The 22,576-nt window shown below is 68.2% G+C and carries 27 protein-coding genes and 1 pseudogene; 16 read left to right on the forward strand and 12 right to left on the reverse strand.

The features are described 5' to 3' along the window. From IG78_RS0132085 to IG78_RS0132115, 7 genes and pseudogenes are all read left to right on the forward strand, one after another. Window positions 1-489: pseudogene (locus IG78_RS0132085) on the forward strand (hypothetical protein); the annotation flags it as partial. A 10-nt stretch (window positions 490-499) separates the two neighbouring features. After that, the gene (locus IG78_RS0132090; protein ID WP_078965771.1) at window positions 500-1,117 is read left to right on the forward strand and encodes a hypothetical protein; all 618 of its coding nucleotides are present in this window, start codon (window positions 500-502) and stop codon (window positions 1,115-1,117) included. Between the two features lie 11 nt (window positions 1,118-1,128). Beyond that, the gene (locus tag IG78_RS0132095; protein ID WP_030569878.1) at window positions 1,129-3,786 is read left to right on the forward strand and encodes a right-handed parallel beta-helix repeat-containing protein; all 2,658 of its coding nucleotides are present in this window, start codon (window positions 1,129-1,131) and stop codon (window positions 3,784-3,786) included. Window positions 3,787-3,874: 88 nt separating this feature from the next. Next, window positions 3,875-4,126 (forward strand): hypothetical protein, encoded by a 252-nt coding sequence (locus IG78_RS0132100; RefSeq protein WP_037686963.1) that lies wholly within the window; start codon window positions 3,875-3,877, stop codon window positions 4,124-4,126. Beyond that, the gene (locus IG78_RS0132105) at window positions 4,126-5,043 is read left to right on the forward strand and encodes an N-acetylmuramoyl-L-alanine amidase (RefSeq protein WP_030569883.1); all 918 of its coding nucleotides are present in this window, start codon (window positions 4,126-4,128) and stop codon (window positions 5,041-5,043) included. Before IG78_RS0132100 ends, IG78_RS0132105 begins: the two co-directional genes overlap by 1 nt. A gap of 13 nt (window positions 5,044-5,056) precedes the next feature. After that, on the forward strand, window positions 5,057-5,284 hold the full coding sequence (locus IG78_RS0132110) for a hypothetical protein (protein WP_030569886.1): 228 nt from the start codon (window positions 5,057-5,059) through the stop codon (window positions 5,282-5,284). A gap of 20 nt (window positions 5,285-5,304) precedes the next feature. After that, window positions 5,305-5,652: a hypothetical protein gene (locus IG78_RS0132115; RefSeq protein ID WP_030569890.1), complete on the forward strand. Its 348-nt coding sequence runs from the start codon at window positions 5,305-5,307 to the stop codon at window positions 5,650-5,652. A 728-nt stretch (window positions 5,653-6,380) separates the two neighbouring features. On the opposite strand, the gene IG78_RS0132120 is transcribed toward IG78_RS0132115, so the two are convergent. Both IG78_RS0132120 and IG78_RS0132125 read right to left on the reverse strand, forming a co-directional pair. Next, complete coding sequence (locus IG78_RS0132120) at window positions 6,381-6,563, reverse strand: hypothetical protein (protein ID WP_030569892.1); 183 nt, start codon at window positions 6,561-6,563, stop codon at window positions 6,381-6,383. A 51-nt stretch (window positions 6,564-6,614) separates the two neighbouring features. Then, window positions 6,615-7,280 carry an HAD family hydrolase gene (locus IG78_RS0132125; RefSeq protein ID WP_030569895.1) on the reverse strand — a complete coding sequence of 222 codons (666 nt, stop codon included), beginning with the start codon at window positions 7,278-7,280 and terminating at the stop codon, window positions 6,615-6,617. 83 nt (window positions 7,281-7,363) lie between these two features. On the opposite strand from IG78_RS0132125, the gene IG78_RS0132130 reads away from it, so the two are divergent. The 4 genes from IG78_RS0132130 to IG78_RS0132145 all read left to right on the forward strand — a co-directional run bounded on the left by IG78_RS0132130 (window position 7,364) and on the right by IG78_RS0132145 (window position 10,299). Further along, window positions 7,364-8,566 carry a helix-turn-helix domain-containing protein gene (locus IG78_RS0132130; RefSeq protein ID WP_030569898.1) on the forward strand — a complete coding sequence of 401 codons (1,203 nt, stop codon included), beginning with the start codon at window positions 7,364-7,366 and terminating at the stop codon, window positions 8,564-8,566. 106 nt (window positions 8,567-8,672) lie between these two features. Further along, on the forward strand, window positions 8,673-9,134 hold the full coding sequence (locus tag IG78_RS0132135; RefSeq protein WP_051853106.1) for a hypothetical protein: 462 nt from the start codon (window positions 8,673-8,675) through the stop codon (window positions 9,132-9,134). Next, on the forward strand, window positions 9,131-9,514 hold the full coding sequence (locus IG78_RS0132140; RefSeq protein ID WP_030569904.1) for a hypothetical protein: 384 nt from the start codon (window positions 9,131-9,133) through the stop codon (window positions 9,512-9,514). Before IG78_RS0132135 ends, IG78_RS0132140 begins: the two co-directional genes overlap by 4 nt. Continuing rightward, a complete protein-coding gene (locus tag IG78_RS0132145) occupies window positions 9,511-10,299 on the forward strand; it encodes an SAM-dependent methyltransferase (protein ID WP_051853107.1) in 789 nt (262 codons plus the stop codon). The genes IG78_RS0132140 and IG78_RS0132145 overlap by 4 nt, the downstream gene beginning before the upstream one ends. Before the next feature lie 379 nt (window positions 10,300-10,678). Here the strand turns inward: IG78_RS0132145 and IG78_RS0132150 are convergent, their stop codons facing one another. The 3 genes from IG78_RS0132150 to mca all read right to left on the reverse strand — a co-directional run bounded on the left by IG78_RS0132150 (window position 10,679) and on the right by mca (window position 12,662). After that, window positions 10,679-10,912 carry a helix-turn-helix domain-containing protein gene (locus tag IG78_RS0132150; RefSeq protein ID WP_030569910.1) on the reverse strand — a complete coding sequence of 78 codons (234 nt, stop codon included), beginning with the start codon at window positions 10,910-10,912 and terminating at the stop codon, window positions 10,679-10,681. A gap of 594 nt (window positions 10,913-11,506) precedes the next feature. Continuing rightward, the gene (locus IG78_RS0132155) at window positions 11,507-11,788 is read right to left on the reverse strand and encodes a hypothetical protein (protein ID WP_030569913.1); all 282 of its coding nucleotides are present in this window, start codon (window positions 11,786-11,788) and stop codon (window positions 11,507-11,509) included. Beyond that, window positions 11,781-12,662 (reverse strand): mycothiol conjugate amidase Mca, encoded by an 882-nt coding sequence (gene mca / locus IG78_RS0132160; protein WP_107055042.1) that lies wholly within the window; start codon window positions 12,660-12,662, stop codon window positions 11,781-11,783. The genes IG78_RS0132155 and mca overlap by 8 nt, the downstream gene beginning before the upstream one ends. A gap of 120 nt (window positions 12,663-12,782) precedes the next feature. Between mca and IG78_RS0132165 the strand changes: the two genes are divergently transcribed. Continuing rightward, on the forward strand, window positions 12,783-13,229 hold the full coding sequence (locus tag IG78_RS0132165) for a DUF4307 domain-containing protein (protein ID WP_030569919.1): 447 nt from the start codon (window positions 12,783-12,785) through the stop codon (window positions 13,227-13,229). A 238-nt stretch (window positions 13,230-13,467) separates the two neighbouring features. Beyond that, window positions 13,468-13,965, forward strand: coding sequence for a transcription elongation factor GreA (greA, locus tag IG78_RS0132170; RefSeq protein WP_030569922.1), 498 nt, complete (start codon window positions 13,468-13,470; stop codon window positions 13,963-13,965). 131 nt (window positions 13,966-14,096) lie between these two features. Here the strand turns inward: greA and IG78_RS0132180 are convergent, their stop codons facing one another. After that, on the reverse strand, window positions 14,097-14,483 hold the full coding sequence (locus IG78_RS0132180) for a hypothetical protein (RefSeq protein WP_030569925.1): 387 nt from the start codon (window positions 14,481-14,483) through the stop codon (window positions 14,097-14,099). 289 nt (window positions 14,484-14,772) lie between these two features. On the opposite strand from IG78_RS0132180, the gene IG78_RS44410 reads away from it, so the two are divergent. Then, on the forward strand, window positions 14,773-15,495 hold the full coding sequence (locus IG78_RS44410; protein WP_051853108.1) for a helix-turn-helix transcriptional regulator: 723 nt from the start codon (window positions 14,773-14,775) through the stop codon (window positions 15,493-15,495). A 42-nt stretch (window positions 15,496-15,537) separates the two neighbouring features. On the opposite strand, the gene IG78_RS0132190 is transcribed toward IG78_RS44410, so the two are convergent. From IG78_RS0132190 to IG78_RS0132200, 4 genes are all read right to left on the reverse strand, one after another. Further along, window positions 15,538-16,332: an aminoglycoside phosphotransferase family protein gene (locus IG78_RS0132190; RefSeq protein ID WP_030569931.1), complete on the reverse strand. Its 795-nt coding sequence runs from the start codon at window positions 16,330-16,332 to the stop codon at window positions 15,538-15,540. A gap of 20 nt (window positions 16,333-16,352) precedes the next feature. Continuing rightward, window positions 16,353-17,267 (reverse strand): radical SAM protein, encoded by a 915-nt coding sequence (locus IG78_RS46580; RefSeq protein ID WP_078965770.1) that lies wholly within the window; start codon window positions 17,265-17,267, stop codon window positions 16,353-16,355. A 373-nt stretch (window positions 17,268-17,640) separates the two neighbouring features. Next, a complete protein-coding gene (locus IG78_RS0132195) occupies window positions 17,641-17,895 on the reverse strand; it encodes a hypothetical protein (protein ID WP_030569933.1) in 255 nt (84 codons plus the stop codon). Between the two features lie 234 nt (window positions 17,896-18,129). Beyond that, complete coding sequence (locus tag IG78_RS0132200) at window positions 18,130-18,333, reverse strand: hypothetical protein (protein ID WP_030569937.1); 204 nt, start codon at window positions 18,331-18,333, stop codon at window positions 18,130-18,132. Window positions 18,334-18,711: 378 nt separating this feature from the next. On the opposite strand from IG78_RS0132200, the gene IG78_RS44415 reads away from it, so the two are divergent. After that, complete coding sequence (locus IG78_RS44415; RefSeq protein ID WP_488356435.1) at window positions 18,712-19,926, forward strand: NsdA family TPR-like regulatory protein; 1,215 nt, start codon at window positions 18,712-18,714, stop codon at window positions 19,924-19,926. Beyond that, window positions 19,917-20,438 (forward strand): GNAT family N-acetyltransferase, encoded by a 522-nt coding sequence (locus IG78_RS0132215; protein WP_030569943.1) that lies wholly within the window; start codon window positions 19,917-19,919, stop codon window positions 20,436-20,438. Before IG78_RS44415 ends, IG78_RS0132215 begins: the two co-directional genes overlap by 10 nt. Before the next feature lie 141 nt (window positions 20,439-20,579). On the opposite strand, the gene IG78_RS0132220 is transcribed toward IG78_RS0132215, so the two are convergent. After that, entirely contained in the window at window positions 20,580-21,437 is an 858-nt protein-coding gene (locus IG78_RS0132220) for an ABC transporter permease (protein WP_030569946.1), read from the reverse strand. After that, window positions 21,434-22,543, reverse strand: coding sequence for an ATP-binding cassette domain-containing protein (locus IG78_RS0132225; protein WP_051853110.1), 1,110 nt, complete (start codon window positions 22,541-22,543; stop codon window positions 21,434-21,436). Before IG78_RS0132225 ends, IG78_RS0132220 begins: the two co-directional genes overlap by 4 nt. Window positions 22,544-22,576: the final 33 nt, after the last annotated feature.

The raw sequence follows: 22,576 nt of genomic DNA on the forward strand, positions 1-22,576 counted from the left end.
CCCACCACCCCCACCCGGCCCCCCAAGACCGTGACGATCTCCCCGACCGACTCCGGGTCCTGGCGCTCCGGGCGCCCCGACGACTACGCCTCCGCCCCCACCCAGGGCACCTGGACCAGCCGGGGACCGCGGCGCGGGGCGTGGTTCTACGGCACCCAGATCGCCGCCGCCTGCTCCGGCAAGACCGTCGCCTCCATGAAGGTCAAGTTCACACGCAAGCGCGGCGCGGGCCGCAACAGCAAAGTCCCCATGCACCTGTACCTGCACGACCACACCTCGCCACCGTCCGGGCAGCTCGACCTCGACGACGGCCCCGAGGAACTGCTGCGGCTGTCCGTCGGCGCCAAGGGCACCGCCACCCTGCCCTCCTCCTGGCGCTCGCAGCTCGCCTCCGGCGCCGCACGTGGGCTGGCCATCTACACCACCGGCAGCCGCGACTACGGGGCGTTCACCGGCGGCCAGATCACCATCGCCTTCTCCGCCTCCTAGGAGCTGCGCTGTGACCATCGGATTCGCCGAACTCCCCGTCCCCGTCGGCGGGGACAGCCCCACCATCCCCGCCGACATCGCCGAGCTCGCCTCCGCGCTGGACCCGCACCTGGTGCAGCACGCCGCCGACCAGGCCGACCGCGACGCCCAGTACTCCGTCGCCCCCGCCCAGACGCTGGTCATCGCCGCCGACGGCACCACCTGGATCAAGACCTCGTCGGTCTCCAACACCTGGGCGACCGTGCACACCCCCCTGCAGGCCTGGCAGTCCACTTTCACCCCCGCCACCGGCCTGGAGGAAGGCATCACCGACGTCGGCCTGCGCCTGGTCGACGGCGTCCACGTCTACATCAAAGGCCGTCTGCAGCGCACCGACGGCCAGAACCTGCAGGACGCCAACGCCGTCAACCTCGGCGCCGTCCCCTCCAACCTCAAACCCACCGAACTGCGCACCTGGGCGGGCACCTGCTCGATGGCCGGCACCACCACCCTGGCCACCGGCCGCCTCGAGCTCCTGGACGACGCCACCGTCTCCGCCTACGGCGACCCCGGCGACCTCCTGTGGTGGTACCAGGGCGTCGACGGCACCCCCTGGGTGGACATCACCGGCGACTACTGGCTCGACTAAGGAGGCAGCGCATGGCCCTGTACACCTACGGCGGCACCCCCTCCGACGTCCTCACCACCACCACCGGCGACGTCGTCCCCAACTACCCCGTCCTCGTCCGCCGCGCGGGCACCGGCGAGCTCGTCACCGCCCTGTACGAGGAGGACGGCACCACCCCGATCAGCGAACTGCGCACCAACCCCGCAGGCAGCGGAGCGCCGGGCGCGATCCGTACCTTCAAGGCTGCGGACGCCACGGCGATCGAATTCGAGTACCTCGACGGCGAAGGCGACCCGGTGCGCTGGTACGCGGCCGCCCGCGAAGCCTCCACCGGCGCCCTGGACCAGATCGAGGGCAAACTCGACAAGACCGGCGGGACCTTGACAGGCAAGGCGCAGTGGGGCGTGGCCAACGCCAGCGACGTCGTCCTCGCCTCCTTCAAGGCCTCCCCCACGGCGGACACCCACGACCGGTGGCGGATGACCGCCGACGGCGCGATGGCCTGGGGCCCCGGCAACGCCGCCCGGGACACCTTCCTGGCCCGCTCCGGGGCCGGCGTGCTGGAGACCCCCGGAACCCTGGTCGCCGGACAGGTCTCCCTCGGCGGGGCGCGGATCTTCAACCCGCGGGTGGTGTACGGGGCGCTCGGCGACGGTGCGGCCAACGACGCCCCCGCCCTGCAGCTCGCCCTGAACGCGGCCCGGGACGCGGGCGGCGGGATCGTGCTGGTGCCGCCGGGCACCTACCGGCTGGCCGCCCTGCCGCTGCGGATCTACCGCAAGACGTGGCTGCTGGCGATGCCCGGCGCTGTCTTCCAGCGCGGCACGACCGGCACCATGCTCCTCAACGGCGACGCGGGCCAGAGCCTTGGCGGGTACACCGGGCATGGCGACATCATCATCGAGGGCGGCGTCTGGGACTGCCGCGGGACCACGTACCCGACGTCCGGGATGTGCATGTCCATCGGGCACGCCGAGAACGTCCTCATCCGCGACACCCTGATCAAGGACGTGTGCGGCTACCACGGCATCGAGGTCAATGCCGTGCGCCACGCGGTGATCCGCAACGTCCGCGGCTACGGCTACCTCGACCCCGGTGACCGGCCGTTCAGCGAGTTCATCCAGCCCGACCTCGCCAAGAGCTCCGGTGTGTTCGGCGGTTTCGGGCCTTACGACGACACCCCTTGCGTGGACCTGCTCATCGACGGCTGCTCGACCGGCCCGTCCGGCACCGCCGGGACGACGGCCTGGCCGCGCGGCGTCGGATCCCACTCCGCGAGCCCGTCCAAGCCTCACCGTGACATCCGCATCGTCGACTGCCTCTTCGAGGACTGCGCGCAGTACGCGATCGGCGGGTACACCTGGACCGGCGTCACGGTCGACAACTGCCAGATCCGGGGCTGCGGCGGGGGCATCCGCATGCGGACCCTGGACTCGTCCTCCACTTCGCACCGCACCCCGGCCGGAGGCGGATCACCGACGATCCCGGGCTCGCAGCCACTGCGAACGGTGACGATCACCGACTGCGAGATCACCGGTTCCACCGGCTACGACGACGCCATCCAGCTCATCGGCGAGGCCACCGGCACCATCATCAACGCCAAGATCAGCGGGACGACGGTCGACGGCGTCACCGCAGGCGGGCAGAACGGCCTGAGGCTGGAGTACGTCGACGACTACACCCTCGACGACAACACCGTCCGCGACACCGCGGGCACCGGCATCAGCCAGGAATTCACCACCGGCGGCACCGTGACCGGCAACCGCGTAAGAGGCACGAGCGGCTCTGGGATCGCGTGCACCAACTGCTCCGAGGTCGAGATCATCGCGAACAACCTCCGGGAGTTGGGCATCAACGGGGTGCACGTGCTCGGCGGATCGGACGTCACGATCGCCGAGAACTACATCAAGGGCGCCTCCCACGCCGCAGCCGGGTCGTGGGGGATCCGCGCCTCGACCTCTGCGGACGGCCTCCTCGTCATGGGCAACAAGGTCCGCAAGTACGGGTCGGGCTCGGAGGTCGCGGCCGGGATCGGCATCACCAGCACCTGCACGAACCTGCGCCGGTACGGCAACGACCTCGGCGACACCGGCCTGGATGACCAGTCCACCGGGCCTGAGACGACCCCCTACGACAACATGGGCGCCCTCGATGACCTGATGCGCCCGGCCGGGCGATACGAGACCACGTCGCGGCTGCGGTGCGGCACCTCGTCGTCGTCCGCGTCGTCCGGGGTGCTGTACCTGGTGCCGATCTGGCTGCCCAAGGGCGCCGTCATCAGCAACATCAGCTTCATCACGGGCGGCACCGCAGTGGGCACGCCGACCAACTGGTGGTTCACATTGCACGACCGCAATCGCGTGGCGCTGGCCCGGACCGCGGACCAGACCACCACCGCGTGGGCCGCGAACACCACGAAAACGTTGGCGGTCGCGCAGACCACGGCCGGGTCCGCGTCGTCGTACACGACGACGTACTCCGGCCTGCACTACCTCGGCATCATGATCAAGGCCACGACCATGCCGACCATCGTCGGCGAGGGATCCATGATCGTCGGCTCCGGCTCGGCGCCGGGCTTCGGCGACACGAACACCGGCCAGAGCACACCGCCCACCGTCACCGGCGGCGCCTTCACGGCCGCGGCGTTCGGCGGCAACACCGGCCTGCTCGCCTACGGCTACACCACCTGACCTTCACCGGGCCGCGTTGGCGGCCGCCCTCGCCCTTCGCCCCGCGCCGTGTCGGCCCGGGGCTTCGTACTGCTCGAGGAGGTACCCGATGCTCCCGACCCTCGGCCGCATCGTCATCTACCGCGCCAAGACCCGCGGCTGCCCCCTGACCGCCATCGTCACGGCGACCAGGGACACCCTGGACCCGATCGGCCTCGAGCTCGGCGACGTACCGCCGCTCGAGACCGACACAGACGTGCACCTGCACGTCCTTACCCCCGGTGACCAGGGCTCGTACACCGAACACCAGGTCCCGCAGGGCGACAGGCCGGGCACCTGGTCCTGGCCGGAGCGTGTGTGATGGCCCCCACGCTGTCCCCGTCCCGGTTCCTGGACGCGCTGAAGGACGAGGGCGTGACCATCGTCGAGGTCGGCGACTGGCGCGACAACAACCGCAACCACATGGGCCCCTGGGGGCCCGTGCACGGCGTGATGATCCACCACACCGTGACCTCCGGGTCCGCGGCCACCGTTCGGATGTGCAGGTACGGGCACGCCAGTCTGCCCGGGCCGCTGTGTCACGGCGTGATCACCAAGGACGGCCGCGTGCACCTCGTCGGCTACGGCCGCGCCAACCACGCCGGTCTGGGCGATGACGACGTGCTGCGCGCGGTCATCTCAGAGAAGGCCCCGCCGGCGGACAACGAGGCCAACACCGACGGCAACCGCCACTTCTACGGCTTCGAGTGCGAGAACCTCGGCGACGGCGAGGACCCCTGGCCCAAGGCCCAGGTGGAGGCGATCGTGCGGGTGATCACCGCGCTGTGCCGCGCGCACAAGTGGACCGTACGCTCGGCGCTCCGGCATCTGGACTGGCAGCCGGGCAAGATCGACCCTCGCGGGCCCGGGCTGGACTGGTCCGACATCCAGGAGCGGGCAGCGAAGCGACTCGGGACGAAACCCCCGGGCACGCCTCTGCCGCAGCCGCAGCGGCCGAAGGTGTCGGTGGCCAAACTGGCTACGGCGGCCCGCACCGATCCTGGGGCGAAGGGCACGCCTGTCTCCTACAGCGGGACACGGATCGTCGAGGCCGCGCTCGTGGACGCGGGACTGCTCGAAAAGCCGCTCCTGGACGGGCACTTCGGCAGCGCCACAGTCACTGCGTACGCGGCCTGGCAGCGCCGTTGCGGATACTCCGGCAAGGCCGCTGACGGTATCCCCGGCAAGTCCAGCCTGACCCGACTCGGCGACGCGCACGGCTTCGCCGTCACCACCTGACCTGGAGGAACCCATGGCATCTGCCTCTGCCCCCATCGAGAAGAAGGTCACGGCCAGTTCCGTGATCGCCTACCTGGCCAGTCTTGCCGGGCTTGCCGTTCTTGGCGCCGTCACCGACGACCCGTCGCTGATCTCCGGCATGCCGGATGCATTGGAGCCTTTCGTCCTCGCCCTGGTCCCGGCCGCGGCATCGTGGATCGCCGGGTGGGCGGCGCCGCATACCCCGCGCTCCGACGTCTGACCTGACAGGAGGCCGCTCACGTGGCTGACGAGCCGACCCTCGGCGAGGTCGCCAGACGCCTTGAGGCCATCCACGCCGACCTCAAGGAGGCCCTGCGCGAGCACGGTGCACGGCTCGACAAAAAGGTCAGCGTCGAGCGGTACGAGTTGGAGCGGCGCAACGCTGATGACGTACACCGGCAACTAATCGAACGCGTGGCAGCGATTGAGACGGAGCGGTTGCAAGAGATCCGGGACGACGAGCTGGCGCGGCGCCGGATCGAGGACCAGCGCCGGGCTGACCGGCGCCTCATTCTCACTGGGCTGATCGTTCCTGTGCTCATCGTGCTGTTGCAGGTGTACCTCTCGACGAGGGGAGCGGGCGCGTGAGGGCTCATACCTCCCCGGCCAAGGCGCGACGCCGCGCCGACCTGTGGTTCGCCCTGGTAGCGATCGCGGGCGTTGCCGCGCTGGCATGGGTCGTCATCACCATGCAGCAGCTCAGCCAGGACCTGCGTACTGCCAATGAGGCGAGGGACGCTCTCGCCTCGCAGGTCGAGCGCCTGGGTGGCGCGCCCGTGGCGGGCCCGCCCGGGAGCCGCGGCGAACCCGGGCGCGGTGTCGTCGGGCCGCGAGGGCCCCGCGGTCCGGCGGGCGAGGACGGCGAGCCGGGTCCGTCCGGTAGCCCGGGCCGCGACGGCAAGACGGGGAAGGACGGCGGACCGGGCCAAGACGGCGACGACGGAAGCTCCGGGCAGCCGGGCCCGGGCGGGGAAGACGGCGCGCCTGGAGCTGCGGGTGCGGAAGGCGTAGCGGGTCCGCCTGGGCCGCAGGGCCAGCCGGGGCCCGCGGGCCCGGTGGGCGAGCAAGGTCCGCGCGGGGAGCAGGGTCCCGCGGGTGAGCCCGGCCGGGACGGGCAGACCTGTCCGGACGGGTACAGCCTCCAGCCGCCGGCCGGTGACCCGGATGCGCTGGTGTGCCGTAAGGATGGCGCTCCGGATCGGGGGGAGAGTGAGCCTCCGCCGCAGGGTGCGGCTCTTGATCCTGCACGACGGCAGTACTGAAGTGGCCCCCTTTCGCCTTCGGGCGGAGGGGGGCCTCTTCGTCGTGTCCGGGAGTCAGGCGGCGATGGCGATCTGGGTGGTGCGGGTGGCTGCGATCCACTCGATGAGGAGGTGTTCGTAGCGTGCTCGCTGCTCGTTGGTGAGAACGACGCGGGGATCGGTCCAGAGTGCGCGGATGTCCTTGTTCACAGCCGCAGCAGGCCGCACGGGGCCAGGGCTCGGGGAGTTGGGGGACATGGGCCAAGCGTAGAGTGCAGCACTGACACCCCGCCACGCTACTGGCCAGGATCATGCGATGGCGGCAAGAGCCTTCTCAGCGTCCGCCAGGCCTTCCAGCACGGCGTCGGCGCCGGCGTGCCGCAGCTCGTCCACCGTGGTGCGTCCTGTAGCCACGGCAACCACCCGGACGCCGGTACCCAGGCCACCCTCAACGTCAGCGGGCGTGTCCCCGAGGAAGACCGCCTTGTCGGGCCGGGTGGCGGAACGTGCCAGGGCAGCGCGGAGCAGCTCCGGTCGCTCCTCACCGTCTTCGCCGTACGCCCCATCCTCGAGTCGCAGGTAGCTGTCGAGACCGAAAACGGCGAGCTTGACCTCTGCGGCCGCGCGGACGTTGCCGGTCACGACGGTCTGGCGCACGCCTTGGTCCGCGAGGTGGGCAAGGACGGCGGCGGCGCCTGGCAGCGCGTGCCCACGCTCGCGGAGTTCTGCGGCCCTCCGTACATGCACGGAACCGAGGGCCGCAGCGAAGGACTCGAACAGCTCATCGCTGTACGGAAGATCGTGTAGACGTGCGGTCTCCCTCAGAATGACGCGCTCTGTCGACCCGGTGACGGATGCCTGCTCTCGCATCTCAAGACCCGTCACCTCGTGAAAGGCCTGCGCCCACAGCTCACGCCCGAGGCCCCGCGTTGCCATCAGCGTATGGTCGACGTCCCACAGCACCAGTTCTGGCACGGCGTCCCCTCTCTCGGTGGATTCCCGTGTCCCCGCTTAGCGGGCACCCTACGCTCGGGCATAGCGAGCGAGGAGTGAGCACCATGGTTGCAGCGGACCTCCCGATCGGGGACCGAATCAGGCACTACCGCGGAGAGCGCCGACAGGACGCAGTCGCCGGACTGGTCGGCATCTCACCGGACTACCTGTCACAGATCGAGCGCGGTCTCAAGGTTCCGTCGCTGCCCATCCTGTACGCCCTTGCGCAGGAGCTGGGGGTGCCCACTGCCGCCCTTCTGTCGGAGAAGCCACCTGCCGAAGAGGACTCGGTGGATACGGCAGAGGCTGCGGTGGGGCGGGCGCTCCTCGGCTACGGGGCAACCACCAGTACGGTGCGTGCCACAGCAGCCGAGCTGAGGGGCCGGGTCGAGGCTGCGTGGCAGTCCTGGCAGACCGACGGTGACCGCTTCACTCAAGCGGCCACGACGTTGCCCGGCCTGGTTTCCGATACCGAGTACGCCGTGCGCGCCGTTCGTGTCGGGACGGATGCAGTCGAGCGCCGCGGCGTCCTACGGGCGGCGGCAGACCTCTACTGTCTGCTCCGGTCCTACCTGCGTCGCACGGGCCGCGTCGATCTAGCCACCATCGCAGCGGACCGGGCGATGCGCGCCGCCGAGGACGCTGACGACCCGCTCCGCATCGCTGCGGCGCAGTGGAATCTTGGCCACGTCCTGCTCGCTGCTGGCCAGCCTGGTGAGGCAGAGGAACTTGCCCTACAGGCGGCCGGGCAGGTCGCAACCGCGCGGATGCCAGAGGCTGAACGCACGGCGATGGGCGGCGCCCTCCAGCTCGTCGCCGTGGTCGGAGCCGCGCGCCGCCGCCGGTGGTCGGAGGCCCGCGAACGCTTGCGCGATCACGCCGCGCCCGCGGCCCGCACGGTGCTCGACAGCAGCAACGTGGGTTGGACGGTGTTCGGGCCGACCAACGTGGCACTGCACGCTCTGTCTATCGACATGGAGGCGGGCGAGACCGGCGAGGCACTGCACACCGCAGACGCCATCGACACGAGCGACCTGCCCAGCGCCGAGCGCGAGTTCACGTTCGGCCTGGAAGTCGCGGCCTGCCACAGCCAGCGGCGAGAGGACGCTGCCGTGCTGCTGTCTCTCCTTGGCCTGGAGGCCATCGCACCGGAGGACTTGGCTCGTTCTCCCCTCGCGCGCCATCTGGTGCTGACGGTGATCCGCCGGGCCCGCGCGATGCACGCACGTCAGGCCGAGCAACTGGCTGTGCGAATCGGGCTGGTCTAGTTGGCGAGCCTGTAGTTCACCCGAACTGACAGTTCGGGTGGGCTCAGCAGGAAGTGCCTACGGTCGCTGATGTGAGGCAGATCACCACGACCGTGAGGGCGAGCTGATGAGCGACAGGCATCTGATCACTGAATGGCTGGCGCGAGCCCACCCGGTCCCCCGCCAGGCCGATGCGGAGTGGGCGAATCACGGGGTCGCGCTGCTGCCGCTCGGCGTACGCTTCGACGCGCTCCGCGTCCCCGCCCCCCGCATCCACGCCGCGATCGGAAGCGACGACCGTGGGACTGTCGGCAAGGCTCTGGAGGGCTGGCTGCACGGCCCCGTCGTCCGCGACGTCCGTACCGGCAGCGGCCTGTACTACGTACTCATCGCGCCGGACGCGCCATGGGAAGGGCCAGCGGAGCGCCTCGGCCAGGGCATCTACCTGGGCGTCCCCCGCATCGACAACGAGGTCTCACCCGTCACGTACTGGGCGGTGCAGCCCGAGCGCCCCGGGCACCTGTGCGATCCCGCGCACCTGGCCGCGCTGCTCTCCACGGCCGAGCCGCTGGAGGCGATCGAGTCATGAGCGCCGCCGATAAGAATGCCTTCACGTCGGCGGCCGAGGGCCTCCTCGCCTGGCCGGCCACCGACGTGGACGCCATCGCCGTACGCATGCTGGTCGAGGAACACGAGATCCTCGACCGTCCGGAATTCCAGCACGTGACCGTGGTGCAGGGTGAGGCCGGCGTGCGAGCGGACTGGGTGAACCTGTCCCTGCGCCTCGACAAGCTGGTGCGCGACGAGGAAGAACGCCAGTTCCTGGAGATCGTCCTTGCCATCGCGCTCGGCCGCCAGATCTTCCTCGACTGCGTCCTCCGGCTCGACGAGCGCCGCCTGGCGATCGTGCTGCGTGCTCTCGTCACGTGGGCGGGTGTCGACTCGATCGCCGTGGGGACCCGATCATGACACCACCGAGGGTCAACCCCATCGTCACCACCAGGCCGTCGATCGCCCGCGTGCAGAACTGGCTGCTGAGAGACACCGAGAACTACGCGCCCGACCGCCGCCTGGGCCTCGCGCTCGCCGAGGCAGCCCCCTGGTACCCGGGCACCGTGCGCGACACCAGGGCGGGCATGCCCGCGGCGGTCATGCACCTTGTCTCTACGCTCGGCATCCGGCAGATCATCGATCTCGGCTGCGGCCTGCCCAGCCGGGCCCCGGCCCCGACCGTGTACTCCGTCGCCCGCTCCGTGCTTCCTACCGCCCGCGTGGTCTACGTGGACCACGACCCCCACGTTATGGCGCACGCCGCCACCGTCCTCGTCGAAAGCGACGCCACCAGCGCCATCAGCGCCGACCTGCGCACAGGGCTTGGTCTGTGCCCCGGCATGCTCTGCCGATACCTCGACTTGGAACAGCCCATCGGAGTCCTGTGCCGCGACCTCCTGCCCTGGCTCACGGACACCGAGGCCGCTGGCCTGCTCAGCTTGCTCCGTGAGCAGCTTTCCCCGGGGAGCGCCGTCAGTATCGTCCACGTGGCCTCGGACGCCGCCCCACGCGGAGCCCAACTCCTGGCCGAGCTGTACGGCCAGGCGGGCATCGAGTTCCGTCCGCGTACTTTCGCCCAGCTCGACCGGCTGCTCGACGCCTGGCGTATCGGCCTTCGTGAACGCGCGGCCACACCCTGCGTCTATGAGGTGGTCGCCCACATCCCCACGAATCGCACTCTCACCGCCGGGGGTGGATCGTGAGCGCCTCGACACCGGAACTCGACGAACAGGCGACGCGGGTCTACACGACGTACATGGGGCACCTGAACTGCTGCGCGCCCTGTCGGCGCACGGACTACTGCCCGACAGGAACCCGCCTGCGCCGAGCGTGGACGGCCGCTCAGGGCGCCGCCGTCAGAGCCCACCTGGATCGTGGGGGAGGCGCGCGGTGCGGGACGTGACCGAGGCCCTGCCCCCGTCGACGGGAGTCAAGCCGTGAGTCAGGGCACGATGATCTGCTGGCGGTGCGACAAGCCGATCCGACCGGGCCAGCCGTACACACAGCACGCGAAGGACAGCCCATCGCGGGCGGGGGTGACGGTGGTGTGGCACGTGGAGCGGTGTCGGCGTCGACGGTAGGTCAGCGCACGAGGTCGGCGAGCGGGACACCGATGGCATCCGCGATGCGGAACAGACTGTCCAGAGTTGGGGACTGCTGCCCCTGCTCGATACGCACCACGGAGGGCCGGTCGATGCCGGAGTCCAAGGCAACGCGCTCCTGGGTGAGGCCCGCGTGTAGACGGGCCGCGCGGATCCGCTCACCGACGACGCGCCGCCGGGCGAGCACCGAGTCGGATGGGCGGGCGGATGGCACCCGTCAACGCTCGATGGATCATGACCGATTGTCTGTAGGCTTCAACCTACATTCTGCAATCAGAGGAAGGCGGGCATGTTGCGCATCACGGACATCGACCCGAACCTGTCACCCTCGCCGCACAGCGTGTTACTGGTTCACACCCCGTGCGAATAGAACACTGGCACATGCCGCGAGAGCGCTCTCGCGGCATGGGACATTCCGCGATGGAATGACGAGTGAACGTTTCTGCCAGTCAGACTCGACGCGCGCCCGGACCCCGCTCGCGTCGCGGACCGGCCCCCTTCCCCGTGAGCACCCCCTCGTCGGGGTTGGGCGGCCGGTCAACCCGAGTAGCCGAAGGAGCCCACACTCCCTCAACCGAGAGGGGAAGGAGGCCATGTCAGGTACCTGCCACTCTCGTTGAGATTGACGGCCAGGGCGGGGGCTGGATTCCACCCCCCAGGTGGAACCCCGTCCTGGTCTAGGCAGCAAAGGCCGCCCGAAGAGGTCACGCAACCTCTTCGGGCGGCCTTTGCTTGCGCGTATCTGCGATGGGAAAGAGATGGGAGATGATCATGTGGAGTAACTCCGAGTCATCTCTAGAAATCTCTATTAATCCCTAGTTTTGAGTCCTGCCCCCTCGGGGCTGTCCTTGCCCTCGGTTGCGGCAACGCCGCTGGCAGGCGCCTTGACCTGCTCATCCGGGGACTCCTTGAAGTCGACCTTCCCCATGTGCCGGTTCATGGACTTCATCAGACGCCACACCGCGAGCGCCATCACCGCGAACACGATGAACCCCAGGACCCCGGGGGTCACCTTGTTCTCGTCGACCTCCTTGGCCAGGGGGACGAGGTGCGTCACTGCCAGGCTTGCGCTTCCGCTCATGTCAGGCATTGTCGCGGATGCCCGCGAAGAGGTCGTCCTCGGGGAGGGAGGTATCGACGAGTGACTTCGCCAGCTCGTACTCCTCGGTGGGCCAGACTTCCTTCTGGAGCTCCATCGGGACCCGGAACCAGCCGCCGTCGGGGTCGATCTGGGTGGCGTGGGCGATCAGGGCCTTGTCGCGGATCTCATAGAAGTCGGCGCACGGAACGTGCGTGGTCAGCGTGCGCTCGACCCGCTCGAACTCGTCCCAGCGCTTCAGCCACTCGCCGTAGGGGGACTCCAGGCCGCGGTCCAGCATGGCGTGGTGCAGCGCCTCGGTGCGGGGCCGGTTGAAGCCCTGGTTGTAGTACAGCTTCTGCGGCTGGAAGACCGGGCCGTACTCGCTCTCCGGGTACTTCTCCGCGTCCGCCGCGCCGTCGAAGGCCACCATCGAGATCTTGTGGGTCATGATGTGGTCGGGGTGCGGGTAACCACCGTTCTCGTCGTACGTCGTGATCACCTGCGGGCGGAACGCGCGGATCTGGCGCACCAGGGCCCCGGAGGCCTTGTCGACGTCCTCGAGCGCGAAGCAGCCCTCGGGCAGCGGGGGCAGCGGGTCGCCCTCGGGCAGGCCCGAGTCGACGAAGCCGAGCCACTCCTGCTTGACGCCGAGGATCTCGCGCGCCTCGTCCATCTCCTTCTTGCGGACCTCGTGGATGTGCTCCTGGATATAGGTGTCGCCCTGGAGCTTGGGGTTGAGGATGTCGCCGCGCTCCCCGCCCGTGCAGGTCACGACGAGTACGTCCACCCCTTCGGACACGTACTTGGCCATCGTGGCCGCGCCCTTGCTCGACTCATCGTCGGGGTGGGCGTGAACGGCCATCAGTCGAAGCTGCTCAGTCAAGACTCGATCCTCAGGTGTCCGGCGCCGCTGTGTGCTGTGGCGCCCTCGGTCGTCCGGCGTTGTGCGGGGCTTCTATAGTGACGGAACCGGGGGGCGGAAAATTCCGGCAGGAGGACGATCATGACCGCGGTGAGCGGCGGCGACGGCGGTCTCGCCACTGGTGACGGCGGCGGCCCGGCCACTGCGCTTCCCGAGGGCCGTTACGGCCGCTCGGCGGACGAGCGCGCCGACCGCAAGCTCAAGGTCATCGGTGCCGTCCTGGGTGTCGTCGCCCTCGGGATCGTCGGCTGGTTCGGCTACGACTCGATCGCCGGTTCCAAGGTCAGCGGCGAGATCATCAAGTCCGACATCGTGTCGGACAAGGCCGTCGAAGTGCACCTGGAGGTGCACAAGAAGGCGGACGCGAACGGTTACTGCACGCTCCGCTCCCAGGCCGAGGACGGCTCCGAGGTCGGCCGCGCGGACTTCCGCTTCGACCAGGACAAGGGACGCATCGACAAGGTCGTCACGCTGCGGACGATGGCGCGCGCCACCAGCGTCGAGCTGGTGAGCTGCCACAAGGACTGAGCGCGGGGCTGCCGCCGGGGCTGAGCGGATGCGATGCCGCCAGGGCTGAGCAGGGCGCGCGACACGCCCCAGTCACTCCCGGCACCCCTGCTTTCACCTGCGGCGACGTAATTCTGACGGCTTATGTCCTCCCCCTTCGGCAGCGGAATTGTTAGGCTCGTGGTTTCGCCCACCCGTGAGGGAACATCCTTCTGGGTAGGGCGATGCTTTGTATTCCCAGTACCTACGAGGAGCACCTGTGACCCAGACCAGCGACAACGTCACCTGGCTGACCCAGGAGGCGTACAACCAGCTCAAGGCCGAGCTGGAGTACCTGTCTGGTCCTGCGCGCACCGAGATCGCAGCCAAGATCGCGGCGGCGCGCGAGGAGGGCGACCTGCGCGAGAACGGCGGGTACCACGCGGCCAAGGAGGAGCAGGGCAAGCAGGAGCTCCGTGTCCGTCAGTTGACCCAGCTCCTGGAGCACGCGAAGGTCGGTGAGGCTCCCGCGGCGGACGGTGTGGTCGCCCCCGGCATGGTCGTCACCATCGCCTTCGACGGCGACCCCGACGACACGGTGACCTTCCTGCTCGCCTCCCGGGAGTACGCCAGCTCCGACATCGAGACGTACTCGCCGCAGTCGCCGCTCGGCACGGGCGTCAACGGCAAGACGATCGGCGAGAACGCGCAGTACGAGCTGCCGAACGGCAAGCTCGCCTCCGTGAAGATCCTTCAGGCCAAGCCGTACCAGGGCTGAGCCCGAAGACCCCCGGCGCCCGTGGCGCCGGGGGTCTTGTGCGTAGCGGCTCGGCCGCTAGCGCCCGGTGGTACGGCCGGTGCTGTGCCCGGTGGTACGGCCGGTGCTGTGCCCGGCGGTACGCCCGGTGATCAGCGGCACTTCACGAAGCGCGGGGCCGAGTCCTTGAGGTCCTTGCGGTTGTTGGTCCTCGTACCCGACATCAGGGTCCGGAAGATGCCCTCGCGGGGGCAGTTGATGCTGACGCTGATGCTGCCGAGCGAGCTCGGGGACACGTTCTGGCACTTGCTCGCCGCCACCACCGGCGGGATGGTCCCGAAGCTCTCCTGCAGCAGCGAGACGCAGACCTTCTTGTAGCCCTCGTAGAACCCGCTGGCGTACACCTTGCCGTTCTGCGCCTTGGGCTGGTTGGCGACCAGTTCCAGCTCCTGGGCCGCGGCCGACGACTGCGCCGTCGCGCCCATGAGCATCCCCGCCGCCATCACGGCCGCGGCCGCACCCATCCGCACCTTGGACATGGTCTTCCCCTCGTTCGGCTGTACTCGGTCCGCCGGCCCCGACCGGGGCGCGCCGCCCGGCCGTTCCCGGCACAAGTAGCTTCCAGCCCCACGCATCCCGGGGAGTACCCCCCGCCCAGGGGATCTTTTCCGCCAACCTCCGACACACTGTTCACGTTCATGCTGCCCGGCGTTCACCCTTCGCGTCGCACCATCTTGGGCGGGCGCAGCTTGATCACGAGTCACTGCCGTGGTCGACCACAGGTGCGCCGCATGACCACGGGGAAGCAGTGAGACACGGGGGACAGCTTTGATATCGGTCGGTGTCATCGCGCGGGGCGGGCCGGAACGGGCGGAGCTGCGTGCCGCCCTGGAGGCGGAGGGGCGCCATCTCGTCGCCGGCGAGGGCGAGCCGGGCGGTGAGCTGTCGCTCGTGCGCCGTGCCAGGCCGCGGGTGCTCGTGGTCGGCCAGCACGACGAGGACTCGGCGCTCACCGCCCTGCACCGGGTAGCCGCCGTGTCCACCCCGGTGGCCGTGGTGCTGCTCGCCCACCGGTTCACCTGCGGCGGGCTGCGCCGGATCCTGTCCTGCCGCCCGGCGGGCGTCCTGCACAGGGCCACGGCCGCCGCCCATCTGCCGTGGGCGGTCGGCGCGGCGGCCGCGGGCGGGCCGGTGCTCGGCCCGGAGCTGGTCGGCGTGGTCGTCGGCGCCTGTACGTGCCCCGGCTGTGCCCCGGCGGCGCGGGACGAGGCGCGCACCCTCATCGCCACCCTGTCCACCCGCGAGCTGGAGGTGCTCGAACTGGTCGGCGAGGGCCTTTCGAACCCGCAGATCGCCGCGGCCCTCACCATCAGCTCCGACACCGCCAAGGACCACCTGGGCAGCATCTGCGGCAAGCTCGGCATCCGGGGCCGGTTGCAGGCGGCACGGGTCGCCTGGCAGGCGGGGCTCACCGGGCGGCGGGGCTCCTCGGCCGGGCGGGGGCCCACCCCCCGCGGCGTCCGCCCACCGAATACCGCGACTTGCCGGTGACCGCCGGGTGCCGGTGCCTGCCGGGCCCCGGAGTCCCAAGGTTCAGGCGCCGTTGAGTCGATAGCCGACCCACGATCGCGCTGCGTCCTCCATGGCTCGCCGCCACTCTTCCGGGAAGTTGAGAGCCCACTTCCGGTACATACGCCAGGTGGCCCTGGCGAAGGCATCGATCGCCTTCGGGTCTGCGGTTTCCCAGGCACTACACCGCACGGCCCAGGATTCCGCGGAGGCCGGGGTGTGCCCAGCGGAGATGAGCTGGACGACGAGGGTGGCGGGGTCGATGAAGCCCGCTCCTCGGGTCGGCCAAGACCAATCAATGACCCATGTTCGATCAGACCCGATCATGATGTTGCTTGGGTTGATATCCGTGTGCAGCAGAGTCGTACCGCGGAAGAGTTCAGCTTCCGACTCATTGTCGACGAAGCTGTCCCAGCGTTCTTCGATCCATCCCTGCGCAACGGCCGGTACAGGAATCTCCGCGATGCGATTCAAGGCGTCGACAACCTCGGGGAGATCTGTAGTACCTGGATCGAAGACTGACATGCGGCCGTCGACGACCTCGAATCCGAGGACCACCCAGCCCTCGCCGTCGACACTCCACAGCAGTTGCGGTGCTACCGACTGAACAAAGGGGGAAATGTCCCTCTCCTTGGTGAGAGACTCCAGCCGTGCCCCGGGATCGTTGAACATGCCCTTGACGAAGAACTGCCCGTGTTCGGCGTGGATGATAGCAGCGTAGTCAGAGCTGAATCCGCTGGCCGGACGCCTCACTCGGGTGACGTCGCCGGTGTATGGGTGGATCAGTTCCCGAAAGTGGGGGTCTGGCAGATCATCCACGCCTGTCCTCCTAGGGCGGATCAGTTCCTTGGGGGGCATCCAGTGCCCGGACTCCCCGGCTTGCAAGCGGCGTTCGGTTCGCATCGAGGGTCACACGGATTGTTCGGAACACAATCAGGACGGCAAGCGCTGACCTCATTCCCGTGCGCCTTCCGGATGAGAGCGGTCGCCTCGTTCATCGCGGGGCCGCTCAGGATAGAGGACAGCGACCCCGCCCGGACGTTGCCAGTGGGGAGCCAGGTCGAGAGAACACACGGAGAGACTTCTCCGTTCGGCCCTACGGACGCCACTCCGTCCCCGCAACGCCCGCAGAGCCCTGCCGGGTCCGGGGCTTGGCCTGAGGACGCTCCACGTCCGAACAGCCTGACGTGGTCGACGCCGATGTTCGTCACGCCCAGGGTTTCGAGATCACGGCGAGTCGCCTCAGTGTCCTTGGCGTCGTCCATGGCGACGATTCCCACCCGTAAAGGTGTGCCTTGGGCAAGCGCCTTGATGATGTTCTGCCGGGTGCGCTGGTGACTTCGGCGGCCGGTGATGGCGTCGTGTTCGGCTGCCTGGTCCGAGTAGTACGAGGTCGCCAGCGACATCCTCTCCTGCCGCAACTGCTCCCACCACGGCTCTGAGACGTGAACGAGGTTGCTGTACACCTCGACACCCATGCCCTTGCTCAGGGCGAAGTCAGCGATGTCGATTCCGTTGGGGTGCATCATCGGTTCGCCTCCGATGAGTTGCACATGAGGCACGCCCAACCCTGCACCCTCTCTGATCAGCCGGAACCAGTCGTCACGCTCCATCGACCCGTGATCGCCATTGGGGCCCGATTCGTTGTAGCAGTGCACGCAAGCCAATTGGCACTTGCGCGTGAGGTCCAGCCACAGCATTCGTGGAGGTTTCAAGGCCTCCGAAAGGGGCTGTTCCGCGGTCGGCGCAGACATGTTCACTCCTTTGATTTGAGGGTGCCTCGTCTGTCCATCCGGCGTCGGCACTGAGCCGATGCTTCTTGCAGCCCGCCTGAGGGCGGGGACCTTGGGGCCCGGGTCGGGTCGGAGAGAGTAGTTACCACTCCGGCCGGGGCTGTGCTCGCTCCTGCCGTCCCGTACGGGTGCGAGCGGGATGCCCGGCCGTTGTTATCGCTCTGGGCCGGAAGAGCGGCCCCCCGCAGGCCGGGCAGGTCTCGTACATCCCGGCCCCGGGTGGCTTCGCGCCTTGTGAACGCCACCCGGTACCTGTTGCTGGTTCAGCAGCCTCCATGGCACGGAGAGGCTGCTGAGCCGTACCGCGTCCGTGCCGCAACAGACGGACCAGGGGTCATTGGGGATCTGTAGGAGCGAGTGCTTTGAGCTTCGCGACGAGATCACGAACCGCATCGACTCTCAGGTTGCCGAGGTTCAGAACTGTGTCCCGGCATAGCGCGTGCCGGCACGGCTCAACGATGCTCATGTCATCCAGCTCTGTGATTCCCAGGGATTCGAGGACGGCCACCAGCTCGCGCCCCGCTTCAGACAGTTCACTCCGCTCCTCAGTGTCGAAATAGTCGGGGGTAGGCAACTCAAGGCCGATCATTTCCTAGTCCTTGGAAGTCTCTGAGCGAGGCGGGCGGGCGATGGGCATGGTGGTGTCGGTCGTGATTAGCTGCACCAAGGCCCCGACCTCTGTGCTGCTCGGACCCTTCCACGGCTGGCGCCCACGGGCTCTCTGCCAGCGGTTGCCCGGCGAGGTGGGCGGCTGAGTGATCTCCCGGCCCTCGACGTGCGTTGGACCGAAGGGCTGCAAGGACGCGTCGGAGTGCCAGCAGTATCACCGGTCCGCCTCCTCCAGGACGGCGGAGAGGTCCGAAGCAAGCCGCTCGGGCGAAACCGTGGGAGACAAGTCCTGGGGGTCTGCGTCCCACTCCGTACCGCCGCCGAGCGGACGCAGTTGGACTGTCCCCCATGCGGTGTCCATGACCTCACCGGACCGCTTGGCTTTCGCGTCGTACACCGTCTCGTGCAGCTCCGGCATCACAACAGCCCCCCGAGCGCGTCAGCAACGGTGTCCAGGTCGGCATGTGCAGTGTCGACGAACCCGCCAGGCGGGCGCCACATCACCAACTCGTTTGGGTCGAGGGCACGTACGTCCCGAATGGGCATCGTCGTACCGTCTCTCCGCTGAATTCTCTGACCATCGCCGTTGACACGCGCTCCCGGCTGCATGTTCTCGACCGCCTTAGGGGGAGAGGTCTTCTGGCAACCAGTCAAGGGGTGTCGGCGCTTGTGGGACAGGTGGTTTCGGGGGCGGCTCATCGCATTCCCCCGGTGATTTTTACCTGTGGGATGTCACTGAGTGGTGGCGGGTCGCTACCGTCAGACTGTGTACGCAAACGCCGCACTAGAGGCGCGCATGAGGCAACTCGCCATCGGACAAGCCGAGTTGGCGAGGCTCGTCAACACCGAGCTGGAGAAACTGACAGGCTCATTGGGCCGAGTCACTGACTCAGATGTCCGGCGTTGGTTACGGGCCGATACCAGGTGGCCGCAGGACCGGATCAGGCTTTGCATCGAGAGGGTTCTGCAGGCGACGGCAGCAGACCTAGGTTTCGTTGTAAGAGGCAAGCAGAGATCGGGCCGACCGGAGGACGACGTGCACCGCCGTAAGTTTCTTACCGCCGCGGGCGTCACATCTCTGGCGATCGCTGCGCCTTCCAGCAAGCGGCTCGGCCTCAGTGACGTCTACCGGTTCCACGATGAGTACGTTCGGATCCTCGAAGATGACTGGCGTTTCGGAGGTCTCCAAGGCGTTGAGACGCACGCAACGGAACTAGCTCTCCGTATCCGTTCGTCCCTGTCTCTCGGCGCCACATCGAGCGGTGTCCGCAAGCGGCTGCATCGCCTCGCCTCGGATGTGAGCAGCTCGGCCGCGTTCGCTGCCATCGACGCAAAATCCCACAGGCGGGCTCGCACGCATCTTGAGAAAGCCGTGACGTTCGCTGGCCTATCCGGAGACAGCGAAACGCAATATCATGTCTGGAATCACTTAGCCATGACTGCATGTCAGCGTGAAGACTTCGCGGAAGGAGCTGCCGCAGCAGATGTGATGAAATCCCTGGCGATTGCACGACGAGATCCTCTGTATGCATCATTGAGTCACATGCGGAATGCTCGATCCTTGGCGAGGATGAACCATCCCAGTAGCTGTATCCGCGCCCTCAGTGCCGCCGAGAACTCCTTTAGTCGCGCCACAGAAGCGGACCGGCCGGAGTGGATCACCTTCTACGATCAGAGTGAAGTCTGCGGCCTCGGCGCTAGCATCTGGTTCGCTCTAGGCCAATACGATCGCGCGGAGGCTCTATTCCATAAAACCCTGAGTTCGATCCGCCCTGAGATGATTCGAAATCGCGCACTCTACACTACTCACCTGGCGCTCTCGCAGGCTCGTCAGGGAGAGTTGGAGTTGGCGTGCTTCACGGGGCTTAAGGCCTACGAAATCCTACCTCAGGGCTCTGGGTCCAAGCGCACCACTGACATGCTCGGGAAGGTCCGCCGCACTCTTAAGGACTCAGGGTCGAAGGCACCTGAGGTCACCGACTGGATCGAGAGGTCTCGCCAATGGATCTGAAGCATTACGGCCACAAAGACGCGAAGGACATCAGGGCTCTGCTCCTCGACATCCACGACGACGCGTATGCAGAGGAGCGCGACGACTTTCATTCTCGCGACCGATTCGCGCAATTCGTAGACGCATGGTCAGCAAAGGAGACTTGGGCGTGCGTGATCGGCTTCGAGAAGGGCGATCCTGTCGGGTACGCGTACGGTGCCGCCTTCAGTCCTGGAGGATGGTGGCGCGGCGTTCAAGACCCTGCGTGGTTGACGCCGGAGACCAGAGTTTTCGCCGTCTCCGAGTTGATGGTGGACCCACGATGGAGGAAGACCGGCGCCTCGGTAGCACTCCATGACGCGCTTCTCGGTACTCAGAACGCCGACTATGCAACGCTGTTCGTCGACACTGCACACCCCCGTGTGATCGCCCTGTACGAAGAGTGGGGCTACGGCAAGCTCAGCGAGTCAAAGCCGTTCGACGATGCCCCGCTATATGCCGTCATGGTCAAACAGCTCTCAAAGCCTAGGTGATACGCCTTATCAGCGGGGCCGGAAGGCCGACTCATCCCACCAGTAGTGGCGCCAGCGTCGAAGAGCACCCGGGGACAGCAAGAAGCCCTCCACGGCAGGCGGAGGGCTTCTTGGCAGGGTGACGCTGAGGCGGGGGCGTCGTCAGGCCGCTGCCGAGCGGTACTTGCGGACCGCCAGCGTGCGGAAGATCAGCAGGATCACCACGGACCAGATCACCGAGGCGAGCACCGGATGCCGCATGGGCCAGGCGTCGGGGGTCTGGAAGCCGGGCGGGAGGTTGCCGAACAGTTCGCGGCAGGCCTGGACCGTGGTGCTGAACGGGTTCCACTCGGCGATGTGCCGGAAGAACGTCGGCAGTTTGTTGGAGTCCACGAAGGCGTTCGAGATGAACGTGAGGGGGAACAGCCAGATCAGTCCGCCCGAGGTCGCGGCCTCCGGCGTGCGGACCGACAGGCCGATCAGGGCGCCGATCCACGAGAAGGCGTACCCGAGCAGGAGCAGCAGGCCGAAGCCCGCGAGGATCTTGCCGAAGTTCTCGTGCGTGCGCCAGCCGAGGAGCAGGGCGACGCCCGCGAGGACTATCAGGGTCAGCGCGGTCTGCGCCAGGTCGGCGATGGTGCGGCCGGTGAGGACGGCGCCGCGTGCCATGGGCAGCGAACGGAACCGGTCGATCAGGCCCTTGTGCATGTCGTCGGCGATGCCCGCGCCCGCACCGGCCGTGGCGAAGGTGACGGTCTGCGCGAAGATGCCCGCCATCAGGAAGTTGCGGTAGTCCTGCGACGAGATCGAGCCGCCGACCTGGATGGACCCACCGAAGACGTACGTGAAGAGGATCACGAACATCACGGGCTGGATGAGTCCGAAGAGGACCACCTCGGGGATCCGGATCATGCGGATCAGATTCCGCTTGGCGACGACCAGGGAGTCCCTGACGGACTGGCGGATGCCGCCGGCGGGCCTGGGCCCTGCCTTGAGCGCGGTGTCGGTGGCGGTACTCACTTGTCGGCCTCCTTCTTGCGCTGCGGCTCGGCGCCGGGACTGCGCTGCGACTCGGCGCCGGGACTGCGCCGCGACCCCGCGGCGGGACTGTGCTGCGACCGGGCGCCGTGCCCGGGCCTGAGCTCGGTGTCGGCTTCGGTGTCCGCGCCGTTGCCCTCGTCCGCCAACTCCGCCGCGTGGCCGGTGAGGGAGATGAAGACGTCGTCGAGGGTGGGGCGGCGCAGCCCGATGTCGTCGATCTCGATGCCGCGGGCGTCCAGCTCGCGGATGACCTCGGCGAGCAGCTTGGCGCCGCCGGTGACGGGGACGGTCAGCTTGCGGGTGTGCTCGGCGACGGCGACCTCGCCCTTGCCGAAGCCGCGAAGCACCTCGGAGGCGGTGGCGATGCGCTCGCGGTCGTGCACCACGACCTCGACGCGCTCGCCGCCGGTCCGCGCCTTGAGCTGGTCCGAGGTGCCCCGGGCGATGACGCGGCCGTGGTCGACGACGCAGATGTCGTGCGCCAAGTGGTCGGCTTCTTCCAGATACTGCGTGGTCAGGAGCAGGGTCGTGCCGCCCGCGACGAGTTCCTGGATGACCTCCCACAGGCCCTGGCGGTTGCGCGGGTCGAGGCCTGTCGTCGGCTCGTCCATGAACATCACGGGGGGCGACACGACTAGGGCGGCGGCGAGGTCGAGGCGGCGGCGCATACCGCCGGAGTAGGTCTTGGAGGGGCGGTCGGCGGCGTCGGCGAGGTGGAAACGGTCGAGCAGCTCACCGGCCCGCGCCTTGGCCTCCTTGGCCTTCATCTGATAGAGCTGGCCGACCATCTGGAGGTTCTCACGGCCCGTCAGATATTCGTCCACAGCGGCGAACTGTCCGGAGAGGCCGATGGAGCGCCGGACTTCGTTCGGATGCTTCAGGACGTCGATCCCGGCGACGGTCGCCCTGCCGCTGTCGGGCGTGAGCAGCGTCGTCAGACAGCGGACCGCGGTGGTCTTTCCGGCGCCGTTCGGCCCGAGCAGGCCGAGGACGGTGCCTTCCGGGACATCGAGATCGACGCCGTCCAGAGCCCTTACGTCACCGAAGGTCTTCACCAGACCTTCGGCGTAGATGGCGCCTGGCATGTGGGTCTCCCATGGTGTGGGTGGAACCTGGCG

The sequence above is a fragment of the Streptomyces aureocirculatus genome, from assembly GCF_000720475.1.
Lineage (GTDB): Bacteria > Actinomycetota > Actinomycetes > Streptomycetales > Streptomycetaceae > Streptomyces > Streptomyces aureocirculatus.